This window comes from Enterobacter sp. BWH52, from assembly GCF_001037565.1.
Classification (GTDB): Bacteria; Pseudomonadota; Gammaproteobacteria; order Enterobacterales; family Enterobacteriaceae; genus Enterobacter; species Enterobacter hormaechei_C.
This window is the reverse complement of sequence record NZ_KQ089854.1, coordinates 626,932-646,645: the sequence shown is the minus strand read 5'-3', so window position 1 is coordinate 646,645 and position 19,714 is coordinate 626,932. Positions and strand designations below refer to the sequence as shown.

The following is a 19,714-nucleotide window of genomic DNA, read 5'->3' as shown; positions in this document are numbered from 1 at the left end:
CCGGGCCTACGGGGGCCACAAATTCTGTAGGCCGGGATCGCTACGCGTCACCCGGCTGGTTTTGTTACGCCTGCTCTTTCGCAGCCGGTTTAGGCAAGAAGCCTTCCAGCACGATTAACGCCGCACCAACGCATATTGCGCTATCGGCGAGGTTAAAGGTCGCGAAGTGCCAGTCGCCGACGTAGAAGTCGATCATATCGACCACAAAGCCGTGCCACAGGCGGTCAAACAGGTTACCCAGCGCGCCGCCAATGATCAGCGCGTAGGCGATGTTATTCAGCTTTTGCGTGGCCTTCGAGCGGTACATCAGCACCGCCAGCACGACGCAGATACCGATAGCGATACCCGCGAAGAACCAGCGCTGCCAGCCACCGCTGTCGGCAAGGAAACTAAACGCCGCACCGTAGTTGCGGGCGTAGTGCAGGTTAAGCGACGGGAACAGCGGGACCGTATCCCCCAGAGCGAAATTCTGGAGGATCAGGAACTTGCTGCCCAAATCAATAATCAGCACCACTACCACCAGCCACAGCCAGCGCAGTCCTGTTGAACAGAGAGTTTTACTCATCAGGCAAACTTACGTTTTTCGCCGTCACCGGCGACGTTGCTTACACAGCGTCCGCAGATGTCTGCGTGTTCCGCCACCTGACCGACATCGGTAGTGTAATGCCAGCAACGCGGGCATTTCTCACCGTCGGCTTTGCTCAGTGCGACCTTCAGTCCTTTGAGCAGTTCGCTCTGCTGAGCATCAGCAGACGCCTCGGCATAATCCGCAACTTTCGCACCGGAGGTCAACAGGACAAATCGTAATTCATCGCCCAGCGCGGTCAGCTTCGCGGCCAGCTCAGGCTCCGCGTACAGGGTCACCGTCGCTTCCAGAGAGCCACCGACTTTCTTGTCAGCGCGCGCCTGCTCGATAACCTTGTTCACTTCGCCACGCACTTTCAGCAGCTCGTCCCAATAGGCATCGTTCATCGCTTCGGTGCTGGAGAGATCGAACAGACCTTCATACCACTCGCCGGTGAAGACATACTTCTCACGGTCGCCCGGCAGGTAACCCCAGATTTCATCCGCGGTGAAGGACATGATCGGCGCCATCCAGCGCACCAGCGCTTCTGCGATGTGGTACAGCGCAGACTGACAGCTGCGGCGCGCCACGCTGTCCGCTTTCGCGGTGTACTGACGGTCTTTAATGATGTCGAGGTAGAACGAGCCCATCTCGATGGAGCAGAAGCGCATCAGGCGCTGCACCACTTCGTGGAAATCGTAAGACTCATACGCTTTCAGGATATCTTCCTGCGCCGCTTTCGCGCAGCCTACCGCCCAGCGATCGAGCACGACCATCTCTTCCGGCTTCACCATATCTTTTACCGGATCGAACCCGTTCAGGTTCGCCAGCAGGAAGCGCGCGGTGTTACGGATACGACGATAGCTGTCGGCAGCACGCTTCAGGATCTCGTCAGACACCGCCATTTCGCCGGTGTAGTCGGTAGAGGCTACCCACAGACGCAGGATGTCCGCGCCCAGCTTGTTCATTACGTCCTGCGGCGAAACGGTGTTACCGATGGACTTGGACATCTTACGGCCCTGACCATCCACGGTGAAGCCGTGAGTCAGTACCTGACGGTAAGGTGCTTTGCCCTTCATGGCGGTGGAGATCATCAGGGATGACATGAACCAGCCGCGGTGTTGGTCGGAGCCTTCGAGATACATGTCGGCAGCGTGACCGGCGAACTCAGGGCGCACGTCAACCACAGAGGCATGGGTTGAACCGGAGTCGAACCACACGTCCAGGGTATCCGGCACTTTCTCGTAGTTGTCCGCGTCCGCGCCCAGGATGTCGCGGGCGTCGAGATCCCACCACGCCTGAATGCCGTCAACTTCAACGCGTTTCGCCACTTCTTCCATCAGTTCCAGGGTGTTCGGATGCAGTTCCTGCGTCTCTTTGTGCACGAACAGCGACATCGGCACGCCCCAGGTTCGCTGACGGGAGATACACCAGTCAGGACGGTTAGCCACCATGGATTCGATACGCGCCTGGCCCCAGTCCGGGATCCACTGCACGCCTTTGATCTCTTTCAGAGACTGCTCGCGCAGGCCCTTCTGATCCATGCTGACGAACCACTGCGGGGTCGCACGGAAGATGATTGGCGTCTTGTGACGCCAGCAGCACGGATAGCTGTGCTGCATTTTTTCAACGTGCAGCAGCGCGCCGCTGGTGCGCAGCATGTCGACAATAATGTCGTTCGCTTTGAAGACGTTGATGCCGTCCAGCGCCGGGTAGGTGCCAGGCAGGTAAGAGCCGTCCGGCCCAACCGGGTTGGCGATTTCCAGACCGTACTTCAGGCTGATGTTGTAGTCGTCAGGGCCGTGGCCACCGGCGGTATGTACCGCACCGGTACCCGCGTCCAGCGTTACGTGGTCGCCCAGAATCGCCGGAACGTCGAAGTCCAGGAACGGGTGTTTGAAGCGCATCAGTTCCAGCGCGTCGCCTTTTACGGTGCCCAGCACGGTGTAATCGGTGATGTTCGCGCGTTTCAGTACGCTTTCGACCAGGTCTTTCGCCAGGATAACCGCACGGCCATCAATCTGCACCAGCGCATACTCAAACTCGCCAGAGAGGGAGATCGCGCGGTTAGCAGGCAGCGTCCACGGGGTGGTTGTCCAGATAACCAGCGAGACTGGACCGCTTACCCCAGGCAGACCAAATTTAGCTTTGATCGCATCCTGATCGACCGCTTCGAACGCCACGTCGATAGAAGGCGAGGTTTTGTCGTAATACTCTACTTCCGCTTCTGCCAGCGCAGAACGGCAGTCCACGCACCAGTGCACCGGCTTCGCGCCTTTGTGCAGGTGGCCGTTACCGATGATTTTGCCCAGCGCACGGATGATGTTGGCTTCGGTTTTGAAGTCCATGGTCAGGTACGGATGCGACCAGTCGCCCAGCACGCCCAGACGGATAAAGTCAGCGCGCTGACCGTCAACCTGGGTGGCTGCGTATTCGCGGCACTTCGCGCGGAATTCTGCGGCGGTGAACTTCTCACCCGGCTTACCGTACTCTTGCTCCACTTTCAGCTCGATTGGCAGACCATGGCAGTCCCAGCCCGGAACGTAAGGCGAGTCATATCCCGCGAGTCCTTTGGACTTCACGATAATGTCTTTCAGAATCTTGTTTACAGAGTGACCAATATGAATGCTGCCATTCGCATATGGAGGGCCATCATGCAGAATGAAGGTTTTTTTGCCTTTTTTGGCTGCACGAATGATGCCGTACAGGTCATCATCGGTCCAACGCGCCAGCATTCCCGGTTCACGCTTGGCGAGATCGCCGCGCATCGGGAACCCTGTTTCCGGCAAATTCAGGGTTGATTTATAGTCACTCATCAGATTCTCGGTTCCGTATTTATCACGTAGGCAGTTAAGCCGGTTCTAAAGCCCAAAAAACTCGCGGGCCGTTAATTCATCTCGCGCGATTTGCGCCTTAAGTTCATCCAGCGAAGCGAATCGCTGTTCATTGCGTATTTTTTTACGCAGTATCACATCTATATGGCGACCATACAGGTCCATTACAACGTCCAGCAGGTGTACTTCTAACTGTTGACGCACACCGGCAACCGTTGGACGTGTGCCAATGTTGGCGACGCCGTAGAAAGGCTTCTCGCCCAGTCCTGCCACTTCCACCGCATAGACCCCTTTAACCGGGGAGACCTGACGACGCAGCGGTATATTCGCCGTCGGGAAACCTATCGTGCGGCCCAGCGCATCGCCATGGACCACGCGACCTGAAATCGTGAACGGGTGACCCAGCAGCGTTTCTGCCGTGTCCAGTTCATCGTTCGCCAGCGCCTGACGTACCGCCGTGCTGCTGACGCGCACGCCGCCCTCGCAGAAGGTCATTGTACTGGTGACGTCAAACCCGTACTCCAGGCCAGCCTTCTGTAATAACAAGAAATCGCCCTGACGACCAGCGCCAAAGCGGAAATCATCGCCCACGGCGAGAAACTGCACGCCAAGCTGCCTGACCAACAGGTCGCTGACAAAATTTTGTGCGGTCAGCGCGGCAAAACGACGGTCGAACCGTACACACAGGACGTAGTCCACCCCTGACTCCGCCAGGTAGCGTAACTTCTCACGCAGACGCGTCAGCCGCGCGGGGGATTTCTCGCCTGCAAACAGCTCCAGCGGCTGAGGCTCGAAAATCATCACCACGACGGGCAGGCCTCGCGCCTCGCCTTCTTTACGCAATCCCTGCAACAGCGCCTGATGCCCACGATGCACGCCGTCGAAATTACCAATGGTCAGCACGCACCCGTGCGGGGCTTGACTGAGATTATGTATGCCGCGTATCAGCTTCATGACTGGCTCAAAACAGTGAAAATCGCCAAAGTATACCTTGTACAGCGGTTAAGGTTAACCGGCGATTGTTCACGCTAAACAGAAAGCCGTATGATTTCATCACGCTGACCTTTCACAGCAAAAAAATCTGCCCGCCAACTGCGATTTTTACGCCGAAAAGCTGTATTCACGAACGACAAGCTGGTAGAATCCTGCGCCATCACTACGTAACGTAGCGTCGCCACATTAACGGCGCTTATTTGCACAAATCCATTGACAAAAGAAGGTATAGAGGGCATATTCCTCGGCCTTTGAATTGTCCACATAGATCATATTTGGGAGTTGGACCTTGGCTAATATCAAATCAGCTAAGAAACGTGCCGTTCAGTCTGAAAAGGCTCGTAAGCACAATGCAAGCCGTCGCTCTATGATGCGTACTTTCATCAAGAAAGTATACGCAGCAATCGAAGCTGGCGACAAAGCTGCAGCGCAGAACGCATTTAACGAAATGCAACCAATCGTGGATCGTCAGGCTGCTAAAGGTCTGATCCACAAAAACAAAGCAGCGCGTCATAAAGCAAACCTGACCGCGCAGATCAACAAACTGGCTTAATCGCCACTTGTTGTTGCTTGTTTGAAAGAACCCGCTTAACGCGGGTTTTTTTATGCCTTCAGATTGCCGGCGGCGTAAACAGCGCCGAGTAGTCCCGGTTGCAGATTCGCTGCACCGCCGGATGCTGAATCATCCTTTCGGCGAATATGGCGTGATACTCTTCCATCACGTTATCCACCCTGCCAATCTCGGTAATCTTGTCGTCTGAATAGAGATCGTGCGCATACAGCGTCGGGGCAACGAAGATAGCGTTGTGCGCCTCGCCAAAGGCTTTCATCAGCGCCGCATCGTCGAACTCACCGAGAATTTCTACGTTTAGCCCCTGCGAGTTAAACCAGTTCAGCAGCTTACGTCCGAGCATGGACCGCCTCCCCGGAACCAGCAAGCGGCGCTCTTCCAGGCAAGCCGGAAACGGTTTTTCCGGCGGTGGATTGATGCACCAGAAACTGACACCGCATTCGCCAATTTTCACCGAGAACAAGCCTTCCTGCTGCGTGGAATCGATAGGACAATCCGAAATAATCATATCCAGCTTATGCTGGCTCAGCTGTTCCAGCAGCATCTCGTGAGTGGACTCAAAGCAGCGTAAATGTATCTGTTCATCTTCCACCACCGCCGCATCCAGCACACCGCTTACCAGCCGTTTGGACAACGCATCCGCCACGCCCACGTCAAAGAGCAGGTTCGACTCTTTGCGATAGTTAACGATATCCAGCATCTCCTGGCTCAGGGTGAACATCTTGTCCGCATAGCGGAATACCAGTTCACCCAGCTCGCTCGGCTCAATGCCACGCCCTTTCCGCTTAAAAAGCTTTCCCTGCAAGCGCTCTTCCAGGGCTTTGATTTGCCCGGTGATAGTCTGTGGCGTCAGGTAGAGCGCCTCTGCGGCACCCACGACCGAGCCCTGCTTGTAGACATGCCAGAAGTAATAGAGATGGTTATAGTTCAAATGAGACATCACGTTTTCACTCCCTGATAGTTTATCGGGAGAAGGCTTCCCTTCTCCCGGTTTCCTGTTATGCCTGGACAGCCTGTCCGGACAACTTCACCTTCAACAAGGTGTAACCCATAACCGCAGCCAGGAACGACCCGATAAGAATGCCGAGTTTCGCCCAGACGATAAGCTCAGGCGCGCTTGCGCCAAACGCCAGCGTCGAGATAAAGATCGACATGGTGAATCCAATACCGCACAGCACGCCAACGGCCATAATCTGGCTAAAGGTGGTTCCGTTTGGCAATGACGCCAGCTTCAGCTTCAGCGCCAGCCAGCAGAACAGGCTGATGCCCAGCGGCTTACCAATAAACAGACCGGCGATGATACCCAGCGGCAGCACAGAGGTGAGTCCGTCCAGGGTAACCCCGGCCAGGGAAACACCCGCGTTGGCAAACGCAAACAGCGGCAGGATCATAAAACCCACCCACGGATGAAGCACATGCTCCAGCTGTCTGGCAGGCGATTTGCCGTCCTGTTCCTTCAGCGGAATAAAGAAGCCAACGATGACGCCCGCCAGCGTGGCATGCACGCCAGACTTCAGCACCGCCGTCCACAGCACCATCCCCACCAGAATATAAATCCCCGTGCGTCGAACGTTGAAGACGTTCAGCAACGCCAGCACCGCAATAGCCACGGCCGCCACGCTCAGCGACAGAACGGACAGATCGCTGGTGTAGAACAGCGCGATAATCACAATAGCGCCAAGATCATCGATAATCGCCAGCGCCATCAGGAAAATTTTCAGTGCTACCGGGACGCGGCTACCGAGCAAGGCTAAGACCCCGAGCGCAAACGCGATATCCGTTGCGGCCGGGATCGCCCAGCCGTCACGAGCAACCGGATCCTGCCACGCAAATGCGAGAAAGAGCAACGCCGGAACGATCATCCCGCCAATAGCCGCGATCACCGGAAACGCCGCACGCTGACGGCTGGCAAGCGAACCGCTCACCAGCTCACGTTTAACTTCCAGGCCCACCAGCAGGAAGAACACCGCCATCAGCGCATCGTTGATCCACAGCAGCATGTTCTTATTAATTTCCAGCGCCCCGACCTTCAGCTCGACGGGCGTTTCCAGAAATGCGTGATAGAGATCGCGTGTCATGCCCATATTGGCGAGCAGCATGGCAGCCGCAGCAGCAATAATCAGGATGACGCCGCCGGATGCCTCACTGCTAAAGAAACGGTGTAGTAATTTCACGTTTAAACTCTCTTTTACAACAATACCTCGGTAAAACCATAATATCAGCGCAAACAGATCGGTAAAAACAGATTAATATTGGTTATAGATTCAGTTTAACCGAGGTATAACGCTATAAAGCAAAAAGCCCGGAATCGCTTCCGGGCTTTAAATGATAGTAACCAGCTGGCGGGTTAGCGGGTTAAATCGTCGAAGAATTTTTTGACGCCATCGAAGAAGCTTTTGGAGCGCGGGCTGTTTTTCTCACCTGTCGGGCCACCAAAGCTTTCCTGAAGCTCTTTCAGCAGCTGTTTCTGCTTATCGTTCAGGCCGACCGGCGTTTCCACGACCACGCGGCATAACAGGTCACCCTGCGCGCCACCGCGAACGGATTTAACGCCTTTGCCGCGCATGCGGAACAGTTTCCCGGTCTGGGTTTCGCCAGGGATTTTCAGGTTAACGCGACCGTCCAGCGTCGGCACTTCGATTTCGCCGCCCAGCGCCGCCATCGCAAAGTTGATCGGCACTTCACAGTACAGGTTGTTACCTTCACGCTCGAAGATGGCGTGCTGCTTCACCTGAACCTGAACGTACAGATCGCCTGCCGGTGCGCCGTGCTCGCCGGCTTCACCCTCACCTGCCAGACGGATGCGGTCGCCCGTATCGACGCCTGCCGGGATCTTAACGGACAGCGTTTTGGTTTTCTCCACGCGACCGTGACCATGACATTTGGTGCACGGATCTTTAATCAGCGTACCGCGACCATGACAGTGCGGACAGGCCTGCTGCACCGCGAAGAAGCCCTGGCGCATCTGCACCTGACCGGAACCGTGACAGGTTGGGCAGGTCTGTGGCTGAGTCCCCGCTTTCGCACCGCTGCCGTGGCAAACGTCACACTCTTCCAGCGTCGGAATACGGATCTCTTTGGTGACGCCGCGAACCGCTTCTTCCAGCGTCAGGTCCATGTTGTAGCGCAGGTCTGCGCCGCGCGCCGCGCGCTGACGGCCACGCCCGCCACCGAAGATATCGCCAAATACATCACCAAAGATATCGCTGAAATCAGCGCCGCCGCCGAAGCCGCCGCCACCAAATCCACCGCCGCCCATGCCGCCCTGTTCAAAGGCCGCGTGTCCGTACTGATCATAGGCCGCACGTTTTTGTGCATCGGTCAGGACTTCGTAGGCTTCTTTAATCTCTTTAAATTTGGCTTCAGCCTCTTTGTCACCCTGATTACGGTCAGGGTGGAATTTCATGGCCAGGCGCTTATACGCCTTTTTGATTTCACGCTCTTCCGCAGTTTTCGGAACGCCTAAAATCTCGTAATAGTCTTGCTTTGCCATTGGTTTTTTTAAGCCCCTTAACATGCGAGCACGGGCGTGGAGAATTCTCCTACGCCCGTGCCGATTACTTACCCTGCATCAGGGCGATTATTTTTTGTCTTTCACTTCTTCGAACTCAGCGTCGACAACATCGTCGTCTTTCGCGTTGTTCGCCGAAGCATCAGCGCCCGCCTGCTGCTGTGCGTGCTGCTGCTGAGCGATTTCCATCAGCTTCTGAGAAACCTGTGCCAGCTCCTGCATCTTCGCTTCGATGTCCGCTTTGTCTTCGCCTTTCAGAGACGTTTCCAGCGCGCTCAGTGCAGTTTCGATTGCAGTTTTGTCTTCCGCTGGCAGTTTATCGCCCGCTTCTTCAACCTGCTTACGGGTGCTGTGCAGCAGATGGTCACCCTGGTTACGGGTCTGAACCAGCTCTTCAAACTTACGGTCGGATTCCGCGTTAGCTTCGGCATCACGAACCATTTTTTCGATTTCCGCTTCGTTCAGGCCAGAAGATGCCTTGATGGTAATCTTCTGCTCTTTACCGCTGTTTTTGTCTTTCGCAGACACGTGCAGGATACCGTCAGCATCGATGTCGAAGGTGACTTCGATCTGTGGCATGCCGCGTGGTGCCGGGTTAATACCGTCCAGGTTGAACTGACCCAGAGATTTGTTATCCGCTGCGCGCTTACGCTCACCCTGAATCACATGGATGGTTACCGCAGACTGGTTGTCTTCAGCAGTAGAGAACACCTGGCTGTGTTTCGTCGGGATAGTGGTGTTTTTGTTGATGAGCGGAGTCATCACGCCACCCATGGTTTCGATACCCAGAGACAGCGGGGTAACGTCCAGCAGCAGTACGTCTTTCACTTCACCGGTCAGTACACCACCCTGAACCGCAGCACCGATAGCAACCGCTTCGTCCGGGTTCACGTCTTTACGTGGCTCTTTACCAAAGAATTCAGCCACTTTCTTCTGAACCATTGGCATACGAGTCTGACCACCTACCAGGATAACGTCCTGAATGTCAGACACGGACAGGCCAGCGTCCTGCAATGCAACTTTCAGTGGCTCGATAGAACGGTTCACGAGGTCTTCTACCAGGCTTTCCAGTTTCGCACGGGTCACTTTGATGTTCATGTGTTTTGGACCGGTCGCGTCTGCGGTGATGTACGGCAGGTTCACGTCGGTCTGCTGAGCGGAAGACAGCTCGATCTTCGCTTTCTCAGCGGCTTCTTTCAGGCGCTGCATAGCCAGCGGGTCGTTACGCAGGTCAATGCCCTGATCTTTCTTGAACTCGTCAACGAGGTAGTTGATCAGACGGGTATCGAAGTCTTCACCACCCAGGTGGGTATCACCGTTGGTTGCCAGAACTTCGAAGGTTTTTTCGCCGTCAACATCGTCGATTTCGATAATAGAAATATCGAAGGTACCACCACCCAGGTCGTAAACCGCGATAGTACGGTTGCCAACTTCTTTATCCAGCCCGTAAGCCAGTGCTGCTGCGGTTGGTTCGTTGATGATACGTTTTACTTCCAGGCCTGCGATACGGCCAGCATCTTTGGTTGCCTGACGCTGAGCATCGTTGAAGTAAGCAGGTACGGTGATAACAGCTTCAGTTACCGGTTCACCCAGGTAATCTTCCGCAGTTTTCTTCATTTTCTTCAGCACTTCAGCAGAGATCTGCGGAGGTGCAGTTTTGGTGCCTTTCACATCAAGCCATGCATCGCCGTTATCGGCTGCGATGATTTTGTAAGGCATGATGGAAACGTCACGCTGAACTTCTTCGTCCTGGAAGCGGCGGCCAATCAGGCGTTTGATCGCAAACAGGGTGTTTTGCGGGTTTGTCACTGCCTGACGTTTAGCCGGCTGACCAACCAGAGTTTCACCATCCTGGGTATAAGCAATGATAGAAGGCGTGGTGCGATCGCCCTCGGCGTTCTCCAGCACACGTGCAGTAGTGCCATCCATAATCGCTACACAAGAGTTGGTAGTACCCAGGTCGATACCAATAATTTTACCCATCTAAACGTCTCCACTAAAAATTCAGTCAACATGTGGTTGTGTACCTGTAATAAGGGCAGAACGTGCTTTTTCAACTGCCCAGATTTGATTTTTTTCAGGTCCACACACTGCGGTTGCTTACAAGATGGGGTCACAACGGCATCCATCAAGGGGGAAGGATAAAAAATTTTTTAATTTCACCCCGGTGAGATCATAGACGGCGTCGATGCCGCCCATTATGATGCCGCGCCCCGTCAGGGAGAACTGGCGCGGGTTTAACCATTTCACCATATTAATGATGATTTTTTGAGGACTTATGGGCAACACTAAGTTGGCTAATCCGGCTCCGCTGGGCCTGATGGGTTTTGGCATGACCACCATTCTGCTGAACCTGCACAATATCGGGATGTTCCCGATGGACGGCATTATCCTGGCGATGGGCATTTTTTACGGCGGTATCGCACAGATCTTTGCGGGCCTGCTGGAATATAAGAAAGGCAACACCTTCGGCTTAACCGCCTTTACCTCTTACGGTTCCTTCTGGCTGACTCTGGTCGCAATTCTGCTGATGCCTAAAATGGGCCTGGCAGAGGCGGCAAACGCCCATTTCCTGGGCGTGTACCTGGGACTGTGGGGCGTGTTCACCCTGTTCATGTTCTTCGGTACCCTTAAGGCGAACCGCGCACTGCAATTCGTCTTCCTGAGCCTGACCGTACTGTTCGCTCTGCTGGCCATCGGTCACCTGGCGGATAACGAAGGCATCGTTCACGTTGCCGGCTGGGTCGGTCTGGTTTGCGGCGCAAGCGCAATCTACCTGGCCATGGGTGAAGTGCTGAACGAGCAATTCAACCGCACCATTCTACCGATTGGTGAAAAACACTGATCCCTCTGTCGTGCCCGCGTCGCGGGCACGACGTCCCTCTGACTGGCGAAGCCACACCCCCAATACCAGCCCCATCAGCGATAACGCCAGCACGTACCACGCAGGTGCAAGGGGCGACAGCCCCATCAACACCGTCACCACAATCGGGGTCAGCCCGCCGAAAATGGCATACGAGACGTTATAAGAGAAAGAGATTCCGGTGAAGCGTACCTCCGGCGGGAAGGCGCGGACCATCACGTACGGTACGGCGCCAACGACGCCCACACACAGCCCGACGACACCGTACAGCAGGAACAGCTGTTCAGGATGGGTGCCCGCAAGATGATAAAATGCCCAGCTCGACGCGGCCAGCAGCAGGCTGCCGACAATAAAGGTCGCGCTGGCGCCGAAACGATCCGCCGCCAGCCCGGCGGCCAGACAGCCAAAGCAGAGCATAATTGTCGCGATACTGTTCGCCTGTAACGTCACGGCAGGCGCAAAACCGTACTGTTTTTGCAGCCAGACCGGCGACATCAAAATGACCACCACGATACCCGCAGACAGCAGCCAGGTCAGAAGCATCGACACGACTACCGCTTTTTTATGCCGCACCACCACGGTTTTCACCGGCAGTTCTTGCGCCAGCGCCTTCCGCTGCTGCATTTCCAGAAATATTGGCGTCTCCTGCAACCAGCGTCGCAGGTACATTGCCACCAGCCCGAACGCCCCGCCCAGCAGGAACGGGATACGCCAGCCCCAGTCATGAACGGCCTGTTGCGTCATGCTGGTATTGATGATGGTTGCAACCACGGAGCCAAGCAGGATCCCGATCGTCAGCCCTGCGGTCAGCGTTCCGCACGCAATGCCGATGCGGCGCACCGGGATGTGCTCAGCGACAAACACCCACGCGCCAGGCACTTCCCCGCCGATGGCCGCGCCCTGGAGAATACGCATCAGCAGCAGCAATAACGGGGCGATAATGCCCATCGACTCATAGGTAGGCAAAAGGCCAATCGCCAGCGTCGGCACGGCCATAAGCAGGATGCTGAGGGTAAACATCTTCTTGCGCCCAACCAGATCGCCAAAGTGCGCCATGACAATGCCGCCCAGCGGACGCGCCAGATAGCCGGCAGCGAAAATGCCGAAGGTTTGTACCTGACGCAGCCATTCAGGAATATCCGCCGGGAAAAACAGCGCCCCCACAACGGCGGCGAAGAAGACAAAGATGATGAAATCGTAAAACTCCAGCGCGCCGCCCAGGGCAGCGAGCGTGAGGGTTTTGTAGTCCTGTCGATTCAGAGGTCGGGTATTATGTGACATAGCGAACCATTGTGCATGTGTTGTGGATTATTTTTTACAGCAATCGTAAAGAAAAAATTACTATATCGTAAATCCATTTACACGCTACTGCGGCTGGCGCTTATGTCACATTTTAATCATTTTCAGGAGATTGTTTCGCGGCGAGCGCTTTTAGGGCGAAATGCTGCTACCACGTTGCCGTCAGTTTCCACGTACGGACCGTCAAGCAGTTGTATACAATACGGTACACTTGCAAAGATACCGTGGACGATAACGCTGCCGTCCTCGGCTTTTACCCCTTCCAGCGTCTCTTTTATCGACTTCGGCTGCCCCGGCAGGTTCAGGATCAGCGCCTGTTTGCGGATCACCCCGACCTGACGGGAAAGAATGGCCGTCGGGACAAAGTGTAGACTGATCTGGCGCATCTGTTCACCGAAGCCCGGCATTTCACGATCGGCGATAGCCAGCGTCGCGTCCGGTGTCACATCGCGGCGCGCGGGGCCGGTGCCGCCCGTCGTCAGCACAAGGTGGCAGCTCATCTCATCCACCAGCTCACACAGGGTTTGCTCGATGATCGGCTGCTCGTCCGGAATCAGGCGAGTCTGGATCTCAAACGGGGTAGTGAGCGCGCTGCCCAGCCACGCTTCCAGAGCAGGGATGCCTTTATCCTGATAAACACCGCTGGAGGCGCGGTCAGAAATCGACACTAAGCCGATGCGTAAGGTATTCATATCCATTCCATTCAAAAAGTACTGATTAAAGGGAATGATACACGCAGAGAGAAAATTCAGACAGAGGCGGGGGAAAGACGCGTGACCGGGAGCCCGGTCACGCAGAATGATTACAGCAGGTCGCCGATCATTTTTTCCAGTTTTTCCTGGTCAATAGCAAACTTACGGATACCGTCCGCCAGTTTATCTACGGCCATTGGATCCTGGTTGTGCTGCCACAGGAACTCGGACTCGGTGATGCGCTCAGGGCGCGCTTTCACTTCGCCAGTGTAAGACAGTTTACGCTCGATAGCACCTTCGCTTTCTGCCAGCTCTTTCAGCAGCGCAGGGGCGATGGTCAGGCGGTCACAGCCAGCCAGCTCGATGATTTCGCCGACGTTACGGAAGCTTGCGCCCATAACAACGGTCTCATAGCCGTGCTGTTTGTAGTATTCGTAGATTTCAGTCACAGAAATCACGCCTGGATCTTCAGACGCCGCGTACTCTTTCTTGTCGGTGTTGGCTTTGTACCAGTCCAGAATACGGCCCACGAACGGAGAAATCAGGTATACGCCAGCTTCGGCACATGCACGCGCCTGCGCGAAGGAGAACAGCAGAGTCAGGTTACAGTTGATCCCTTCTTTTTCCAGCTGCTCAGCAGCGCGGATGCCCTGCCAGGTAGAGGCCAGTTTGATCAGGATACGGTCGTTGCTGATGCCCGCATCGTTGTACAGTTTGATCAGGCGTTTTGCTTTGGCGATAGAGGCTTCGGTGTCGTAGGACAGGCGAGCATCAACTTCGGTAGAGATACGGCCAGGAACGAGCTTCAGGATTTCCAGACCGATGTTCACTGCCAGTTTGTCAGTGGCATCCACAACCTGCTGCGCGCGGTCATTGCTCTGTGCTTTTGCCCAGGTCACCGCCTCGTCGATCAGTTTGCGATACTCAGGGATCTGCGCGGCGTTAAGGATCAGAGAAGGGTTGGTTGTGGCATCCTGCGGCTGGTACAGCTTCATTGCCGCAATATCTCCGGTGTCAGCGACGACAGTGGTGAACTGACGAAGGGAGGTCAATTTATCCGTCATGATAGTGTTTCTCTTTTAACGTGCCCTGGATAATTCACACTACCGACAGCTTGCCAGCAGCGGAAAAATGACAGGTTTACTTGTTAGGGGGATGTAACCGGTCTGCCCTGATGATAACACGAGTGAGAGGCAGCGCAACCGCAGACAGTGCGCTTAGGCAGAGTATGATAAACTCAGAATATTAACAGGCTGCTAAGTAACAGCATGCACACTCAGTGGTAGCGCTTACATATTCACTTTGGCATCAACAAGAGGGACGTTAGTGCCTGATTTCTTTTTCTTTATTAACGAAGTCCTCTGGGGTTCGATCATGATATACCTGCTTTCTGGAGCAGGTATCTGGTTTACGTGGCGCAGCGGGCTGATTCAGTTTCGCTATATCCGCAAATTTGGCAGAAGTCTGAAAAACAGCGTCACCCCACAGCCGGGCGGCCTGACATCGTTTCAGGCGCTCTGTACTAGCCTTGCCGCGCGCGTCGGCAGCGGTAACCTGGCCGGTGTCGCGCTGGCGATCGGCGCGGGCGGTCCGGGCGCGGTATTCTGGATGTGGGTGACGGCGATTATCGGTATGGCCACCTCCTTTGCTGAATGCTCGCTTGCGCAACTCTACAAAGAAAAAGACGGCAAAGGTCAGTTTCGCGGCGGTCCCGCCTGGTATATGGCTCGCGGGTTGGGAATGCGCTGGATGGGCGTTCTGTTCTCGATCTTTTTGCTGATTGCCTATGGCCTTATTTTCAATACCGTTCAGGCAAATTCCGTCGCCCACGCGCTGCGCTTTGCCTTTAATTGTCCGGAGTGGCTGACGGGCGGCGCGCTTGCCCTTCTCACCCTGCTGACCATTGTGACCGGGCTCAAAGGGGTTGCCCGCCTGATGCAGTGGCTGGTTCCGCTGATGGCGCTGCTGTGGGTGTCCACCAGCGTGATGGTATGCGCGATACATATTGACGAGGTGCCGAACGTCATCGTCACCATTTTCCAAAGCGCGTTCGGCTGGCGCGAAGCGGCTTCAGGCGCGTTGGGTTACACCCTTAGCCAGGCTCTCACTGCGGGTTTTCAGCGAGGCATGTTCTCCAACGAAGCGGGAATGGGCTCCACGCCGAATGCCGCCGCAGCGGCCGCATCCTGGCCCCCGCATCCCGCCGCGCAGGGCATTGTACAGATGATTGGCGTCTTCACAGACACCATTATTATCTGCTCCGCCAGCGCGATGATCATGCTGCTGGCCGGTGCCGCTGAGCAACCGTCCGGTAGTACGGCAGGCATTCATTGGGTACAACAGGCGCTGGTCTCCCTCGTCGGCGGCTGGGGCGCCGGCCTTGTCGCACTTGTCGTGGGACTTTTTGCCTTTAGTTCCATTGCGGTGAACTATATCTATGCCGAAAACAACCTTATCTTCCTGAAAGTCAATTCGCGTCTGACCCGCAACGTCCTTCGCGCGGGTGTGCTGGGAATGGTTTTCGTCGGCTCCCTGCTCAGTATGCCGTTGGTCTGGCAAATAGCGGACGTCATTATGGCGCTGATGGCCATCACTAACCTGACGGCCATTTTGCTGCTTTCACCGGTTGTGGCGCTGATCGCGCGCGATTATCTGCGTCAGCGCAAGCTCGGCGTACAGCCCGTCTTTGACGCCTCACGCTATCCCGAAATCGAGTCACAAATTGCCCCTGGCACCTGGGATGATTTGCCGCGGCAATAACAGCTATCGATCAATTCAGGGCGATTTTTTGTTAAAGTCGCTCTAAATTTCCTGCAAGGACTGGATATGCTGATTCTGATTTCACCTGCCAAAACGCTCGACTACCAGAGCCCGCTCGCCACTGAGCGTTATACCCAGCCGGAATTGCTGGACTACTCGCAACAGTTGATCCACGAGGCGCGTAAGCTTTCGGCTCCGCAAATCGCTTCGCTGATGAGCATCAGAGATAAACTCGCCGACCTGAACGCCACCCGTTTTCATGAGTGGCAGCCTGACTTCACGCCCGCCAACGCCCGCCAGGCGCTGTTGGCCTTCAAAGGTGACGTCTACACTGGCCTGCAAGCAGAAACGTTTAGCGAAGCCGATTTCGATTTTGCCCAGCAGCATCTGCGCATGTTATCCGGCCTGTACGGGGTGCTGCGCCCGCTGGATCTGATGCAGCCGTATCGTCTGGAGATGGGTATCCGCCTGGAAAACGCTAAAGGTAAAGATCTGTACCAGTTCTGGGGCGATGTCATTACCGACAAGCTTAACGCGGCGCTGCAAGCCCAGGGGGACAACGTGGTGATCAACCTGGCCTCCGATGAGTACTTCAAATCGGTGAAACCGAAAAAGCTGGATGCGGACATTATCAAGCCGGTATTCCTCGACGAGAAAAACGGCAAATTTAAAGTGATCAGCTTCTACGCCAAAAAAGCGCGCGGTCTGATGAGCCGCTTCATCATTCAAAACCGCCTGACGAAGCCAGAGCAGCTCACCGGCTTTAACAGTGAAGGGTATTTCTTCGACGAGGCATCGTCAGGAAAAAACGAGCTGGTGTTTAAGCGTCACGAGCAATAAAAGACAACCCCGCCAGCTGGCGGGGTTTATGTTAATGGTGCTTCCGGTCCGGGCCCGGGCGGCGCTCGTCATGACGGTGGTGATCGTCACGATCGCGATGTTCATCGTGCGGACGCCAGTGGTTATCGCGCCAGTCATAGTGTGCTTTCCACCAGTCATGGTCGCGCCAGCGGCCGCCATCCCAGTAGTGCCCGTTATTATCCCGATCGCCAATTTGCAGTTTTACCGCGGGCACGAGGGTGATCTCAGCTGCCTGCACCGCCATGGGAGCGACCAGCATCAGTGAAAGCGCGATAAGTGCAGGTTTCAGGGTAGACATAGGTGACTCCTTATTCTTCTTGCCCAACGTGGGCCGATGTAAGGAGAGTACGTGATGGGAACGGGGGATGTTATTCTCTGCAATCCTAAACGCTAAGTGACCGCATTTATTGGGAATTTCTGCTTTTTTCCTGCTGTTTTTCTCCTTAATTTCTCCATAAAAAAGCCGGGTGGCGCTGCGCTTACCCGGCCTACGTTCTGAGCCGTTGTAGGCCCGGTAAGGCGTAGCCGCCACCGGGCAACAAACTTACGCTCGGGTCATCATCAGCTTACGCAGCGCGGCAAAGTCTGCGGGCAGCTCATGAGACAGCAGCGGCAGGTCGGCACGCTCGGCCAGCTCTTTTGGCAGCGGCAGCGTTTCCCCCAGGATCGCTTCCACGCTCTCTTTGAACTTGGCCGGATGGGCGGTGCCGAGGAACAGGCCATACTCACCCGGTTGAAGCTGATCGCGCAGGGCACGATAGGCAATCGCCGCGTGCGGCTCAGAGGTATAGCCCACCGCTTTCAGCTCGCGCATGGTGGCTTTCGTGGTTTCGTCCGTCACCGCTGCGTAACCCAGATCGCCCAGACGCCAGACCTTACGGCGGAACAGCTCTTCCACACGCGGCCAGTTGTTAGGCTGTGACACATCCATCGCATTGGAGAGCGTGGCCTGAGTCGCGTTCGGCGCCCATTTTCCGTCCTTCAGGAAACGCGGCACGGTGTCGTTGGCGTTGGTGGCGGCGATAAAGCGCTTCACCGGCAGGCCGAGTGATTTCGCCAGCAGGCCTGCCGTCAGGTCGCCGAAGTTCCCGCTTGGCACGGAAACCACCAGCTGATTGCGCGCGTCCTGCGGCAACTGCGCCACCGCTTCGAAGTAGTAGCAGATCTGCGCCAGCAGACGGCTGATGTTGATGGAGTTGGCAGAGTTCAGCCCCAGCGCCGCCTTCAGCTCTTCGTCATCGAAGGCTTGCTTCACCAGCGCCTGACAGGCATCGAAATCGCCGTCGATCGCCACGGTTTCAATGTTGCCCCCAAGGGTGCAGAACAGTTTTTCCTGAAGCGGGCTGATTTTGCCTTTCGGATAGAGGATCACCACGCGGACGTTTTTCAGGCCGTAGAACGCATGGGCCACCGCCGCACCGGTATCGCCTGAAGTCGCGGTCAGAATGGTCACCGGTTTGTCGCCGCTGATGTGGGTCAGCATCTGCGCCATAAAACGACCGCCGAAATCTTTGAACGCCAGCGTCGGGCCGTGGAACAGCTCCAGACAGCCAACGTCAGGCTCCACCTGCTTCACCGGCGCCGGGAAAGCAAACGCCGCACGCACGCGCTCTTCCAGCAGCTCCTGTGGGATTTCGTCGCCGATAAACGCAGACAGAATTTTGGTGCTGCGGGTGACAAAGTCCTGCTTCAGCAGTTCATCGATTTCGGTCAGCTGAAATTCCGGCAGGTCGTGGGGGAAGAACAGCCCCTGATTTTTGCCCAGCCCCTGCGTTACCGCCTGCGCAAAGCTGACCTGCTCGTTATGATCTTTAAGGTTGTAGAGTTTCATTCGTTATCCCAGTACTCGTGCGCCAGCCGTGTCCAGACGGCAAATATGAACAAAGCCTTCCTGATTTTGCAGGTAGTGTTTAGAGAGCCAGTCCGCCACGCGCTGCGCGGTGTCTGGCTTGTCGCATAAGGCGAACAGCGTCGGGCCGGAGCCGGAGATGCCGCACGCCTGTGCGCCGATATCCATGGATGCCTGTCGCGCTTCGTTAAAGCCCGGCAGCAGCTTCGTGCGATACGGCTCGGCAATAACGTCTTTCATCAGTTTCGCCGCCAGCTGCGGCTGTCGGGTGTAGCAGGCATGAATAAAGCCCGCCAGATGACGCCCGTGGGCGATACAGTCCTGACGACGATACTGCGCCGGCAGGATCGCACGCGCTTCGGCGGTAGACACTTTAATGCCCGGATAGGCCAGCACCCACAGCCACTCATCAAACCCTGGCACCTGCTGGCTGATGATGCCATTTTCTTCAATCATCAGCTGCATGCCGCCAAGGAAGCACGGCGCCACGTTATCATAATGAATGCTGCCGGAGATGCGCCCTTCCAGCTCGCCCATCAGCGCCAGCAGACGGCTGTTGTTCAGCGGCTTGCCGCAGTGCTCATTCATCGCCGCCAGTGCGGCGACCACCGAGCAGGCGCTCGAGCCCAGCCCCGAACCAATCGGCATGCTCTTTTCCAGCGTCATGGCGACCGGCACGTTTTTGCCAATCTCCTGACAGAAGCGTTCCCAGCACTGATAAACAATATTCTCGCGCGGTTCAGACGGCAGCTTACTGGCGAAACGGCCGATGTTATTCAGGCTGAAGCGCTCTGCCGCCTCAACCGTAACCGTATCGCCCAGCAGCGAACCGTCCACCGGCGTTACCGCCGCGCCCAGCACGTCAAATCCGACACTCATATTAGCGCTGGAAGCCGGGGCATATACTTTAACCATC

Annotated in this window: 17 protein-coding genes and 1 pseudogene; 4 read left to right on the top strand and 14 right to left on the bottom strand. The window is 55.9% G+C overall.

What is annotated here, in order from left to right:
• Window positions 1-64: 64 nt before the first annotated feature.
• From lspA to SK47_RS24425, 4 genes and pseudogenes are all read right to left on the bottom strand, one after another.
• Entirely contained in the window at window positions 65-565 is a 501-nt protein-coding gene (gene lspA, locus SK47_RS03095) for a signal peptidase II (RefSeq protein ID WP_003856452.1), read from the bottom strand.
• A complete protein-coding gene (ileS, locus tag SK47_RS03090; RefSeq protein WP_039268722.1) occupies window positions 565-3,381 on the bottom strand; it encodes an isoleucine--tRNA ligase in 2,817 nt (938 codons plus the stop codon). Before ileS ends, lspA begins: the two co-directional genes overlap by 1 nt.
• Window positions 3,382-3,426: 45 nt before the next feature.
• Entirely contained in the window at window positions 3,427-4,353 is a 927-nt protein-coding gene (ribF, locus tag SK47_RS03085) for a bifunctional riboflavin kinase/FAD synthetase (RefSeq protein ID WP_003856456.1), read from the bottom strand.
• 7 nt (window positions 4,354-4,360) lie between these two features.
• Window positions 4,361-4,566 (bottom strand): annotated as a pseudogene (locus tag SK47_RS24425) (DUF2575 domain-containing protein); the annotation flags it as partial.
• A gap of 115 nt (window positions 4,567-4,681) precedes the next feature.
• Here SK47_RS24425 and rpsT point away from each other — a divergent pair.
• The gene (rpsT, locus tag SK47_RS03080) at window positions 4,682-4,945 is read left to right on the top strand and encodes a 30S ribosomal protein S20 (RefSeq protein WP_003856458.1); all 264 of its coding nucleotides are present in this window, start codon (window positions 4,682-4,684) and stop codon (window positions 4,943-4,945) included.
• Window positions 4,946-5,003: 58 nt separating this feature from the next.
• On the opposite strand, the gene nhaR is transcribed toward rpsT, so the two are convergent.
• From nhaR to dnaK, 4 genes are all read right to left on the bottom strand, one after another.
• On the bottom strand, window positions 5,004-5,903 hold the full coding sequence (nhaR, locus tag SK47_RS03075) for a transcriptional activator NhaR (RefSeq protein WP_003856462.1): 900 nt from the start codon (window positions 5,901-5,903) through the stop codon (window positions 5,004-5,006).
• A 58-nt stretch (window positions 5,904-5,961) separates the two neighbouring features.
• Window positions 5,962-7,137 (bottom strand): Na+/H+ antiporter NhaA, encoded by a 1,176-nt coding sequence (nhaA, locus tag SK47_RS03070; protein WP_022650383.1) that lies wholly within the window; start codon window positions 7,135-7,137, stop codon window positions 5,962-5,964.
• Window positions 7,138-7,310: 173 nt separating this feature from the next.
• The gene (gene dnaJ, locus SK47_RS03065) at window positions 7,311-8,456 is read right to left on the bottom strand and encodes a molecular chaperone DnaJ (RefSeq protein WP_008502040.1); all 1,146 of its coding nucleotides are present in this window, start codon (window positions 8,454-8,456) and stop codon (window positions 7,311-7,313) included.
• An 87-nt stretch (window positions 8,457-8,543) separates the two neighbouring features.
• Window positions 8,544-10,457: a molecular chaperone DnaK gene (gene dnaK / locus SK47_RS03060; protein ID WP_003856470.1), complete on the bottom strand. Its 1,914-nt coding sequence runs from the start codon at window positions 10,455-10,457 to the stop codon at window positions 8,544-8,546.
• Window positions 10,458-10,752: 295 nt separating this feature from the next.
• Between dnaK and satP the strand changes: the two genes are divergently transcribed.
• Window positions 10,753-11,319, top strand: coding sequence for an acetate uptake transporter (satP, locus tag SK47_RS03050; RefSeq protein WP_023324131.1), 567 nt, complete (start codon window positions 10,753-10,755; stop codon window positions 11,317-11,319).
• Here the strand turns inward: satP and SK47_RS03045 are convergent.
• The 3 genes from SK47_RS03045 to tal form a co-directional block, all read right to left on the bottom strand.
• Window positions 11,296-12,618: an MFS transporter gene (locus SK47_RS03045; protein WP_048243495.1), complete on the bottom strand. Its 1,323-nt coding sequence runs from the start codon at window positions 12,616-12,618 to the stop codon at window positions 11,296-11,298. The genes satP and SK47_RS03045 overlap by 24 nt on opposite strands.
• A gap of 122 nt (window positions 12,619-12,740) precedes the next feature.
• Complete coding sequence (gene mog, locus SK47_RS03040) at window positions 12,741-13,328, bottom strand: molybdopterin adenylyltransferase (protein ID WP_003856479.1); 588 nt, start codon at window positions 13,326-13,328, stop codon at window positions 12,741-12,743.
• Between the two features lie 110 nt (window positions 13,329-13,438).
• Window positions 13,439-14,392, bottom strand: a complete 954-nt coding sequence (tal, locus tag SK47_RS03035) for a transaldolase (protein ID WP_003856481.1) — start codon at window positions 14,390-14,392, stop codon at window positions 13,439-13,441.
• A 262-nt stretch (window positions 14,393-14,654) separates the two neighbouring features.
• Here tal and SK47_RS03030 point away from each other — a divergent pair, with 262 nt between their 5' ends.
• A complete protein-coding gene (locus SK47_RS03030) occupies window positions 14,655-16,088 on the top strand; it encodes an alanine/glycine:cation symporter family protein (RefSeq protein ID WP_045335550.1) in 1,434 nt (477 codons plus the stop codon).
• Window positions 16,089-16,154: 66 nt separating this feature from the next.
• Window positions 16,155-16,928 carry a peroxide stress protein YaaA gene (gene yaaA / locus SK47_RS03025; RefSeq protein WP_048243494.1) on the top strand — a complete coding sequence of 258 codons (774 nt, stop codon included), beginning with the start codon at window positions 16,155-16,157 and terminating at the stop codon, window positions 16,926-16,928.
• A 31-nt stretch (window positions 16,929-16,959) separates the two neighbouring features.
• Here yaaA and SK47_RS03020 read toward each other — a convergent pair whose 3' ends face one another.
• From SK47_RS03020 to thrB, 3 genes are all read right to left on the bottom strand, one after another.
• The gene (locus SK47_RS03020; RefSeq protein WP_003856489.1) at window positions 16,960-17,247 is read right to left on the bottom strand and encodes a DUF2502 domain-containing protein; all 288 of its coding nucleotides are present in this window, start codon (window positions 17,245-17,247) and stop codon (window positions 16,960-16,962) included.
• A 246-nt stretch (window positions 17,248-17,493) separates the two neighbouring features.
• The gene (gene thrC, locus SK47_RS03015; RefSeq protein ID WP_003856490.1) at window positions 17,494-18,780 is read right to left on the bottom strand and encodes a threonine synthase; all 1,287 of its coding nucleotides are present in this window, start codon (window positions 18,778-18,780) and stop codon (window positions 17,494-17,496) included.
• 3 nt (window positions 18,781-18,783) lie between these two features.
• Window positions 18,784-19,713, bottom strand: coding sequence for a homoserine kinase (gene thrB / locus SK47_RS03010; RefSeq protein WP_048243493.1), 930 nt, complete (start codon window positions 19,711-19,713; stop codon window positions 18,784-18,786).
• Between the last annotated feature and the right edge of the window lies 1 nt (window position 19,714).

Coding starts and splice junctions, on each gene's coding strand:
- lspA (WP_003856452.1), bottom strand. CDS start 565: ATGAGTAAAACTCTCTGTTCAACAGGACTGCGCTGGCTGTGGCTGGTG.
- ileS (WP_039268722.1), bottom strand. CDS start 3,381: ATGAGTGACTATAAATCAACCCTGAATTTGCCGGAAACAGGGTTCCCG.
- ribF (WP_003856456.1), bottom strand. CDS start 4,353: ATGAAGCTGATACGCGGCATACATAATCTCAGTCAAGCCCCGCACGGG.
- nhaR (WP_003856462.1), bottom strand. CDS start 5,903: ATGTCTCATTTGAACTATAACCATCTCTATTACTTCTGGCATGTCTAC.
- dnaJ (WP_008502040.1), bottom strand. CDS start 8,456: ATGGCAAAGCAAGACTATTACGAGATTTTAGGCGTTCCGAAAACTGCG.
- dnaK (WP_003856470.1), bottom strand. CDS start 10,457: ATGGGTAAAATTATTGGTATCGACCTGGGTACTACCAACTCTTGTGTA.
- satP (WP_023324131.1), top strand. CDS start 10,753: ATGGGCAACACTAAGTTGGCTAATCCGGCTCCGCTGGGCCTGATGGGT.
- SK47_RS03045 (WP_048243495.1), bottom strand. CDS start 12,618: ATGTCACATAATACCCGACCTCTGAATCGACAGGACTACAAAACCCTC.
- mog (WP_003856479.1), bottom strand. CDS start 13,328: ATGAATACCTTACGCATCGGCTTAGTGTCGATTTCTGACCGCGCCTCC.
- tal (WP_003856481.1), bottom strand. CDS start 14,392: ATGACGGATAAATTGACCTCCCTTCGTCAGTTCACCACTGTCGTCGCT.
- yaaA (WP_048243494.1), top strand. CDS start 16,155: ATGCTGATTCTGATTTCACCTGCCAAAACGCTCGACTACCAGAGCCCG.
- SK47_RS03020 (WP_003856489.1), bottom strand. CDS start 17,247: ATGTCTACCCTGAAACCTGCACTTATCGCGCTTTCACTGATGCTGGTC.
- thrC (WP_003856490.1), bottom strand. CDS start 18,780: ATGAAACTCTACAACCTTAAAGATCATAACGAGCAGGTCAGCTTTGCG.
- thrB (WP_048243493.1), bottom strand. CDS start 19,713: ATGGTTAAAGTATATGCCCCGGCTTCCAGCGCTAATATGAGTGTCGGA.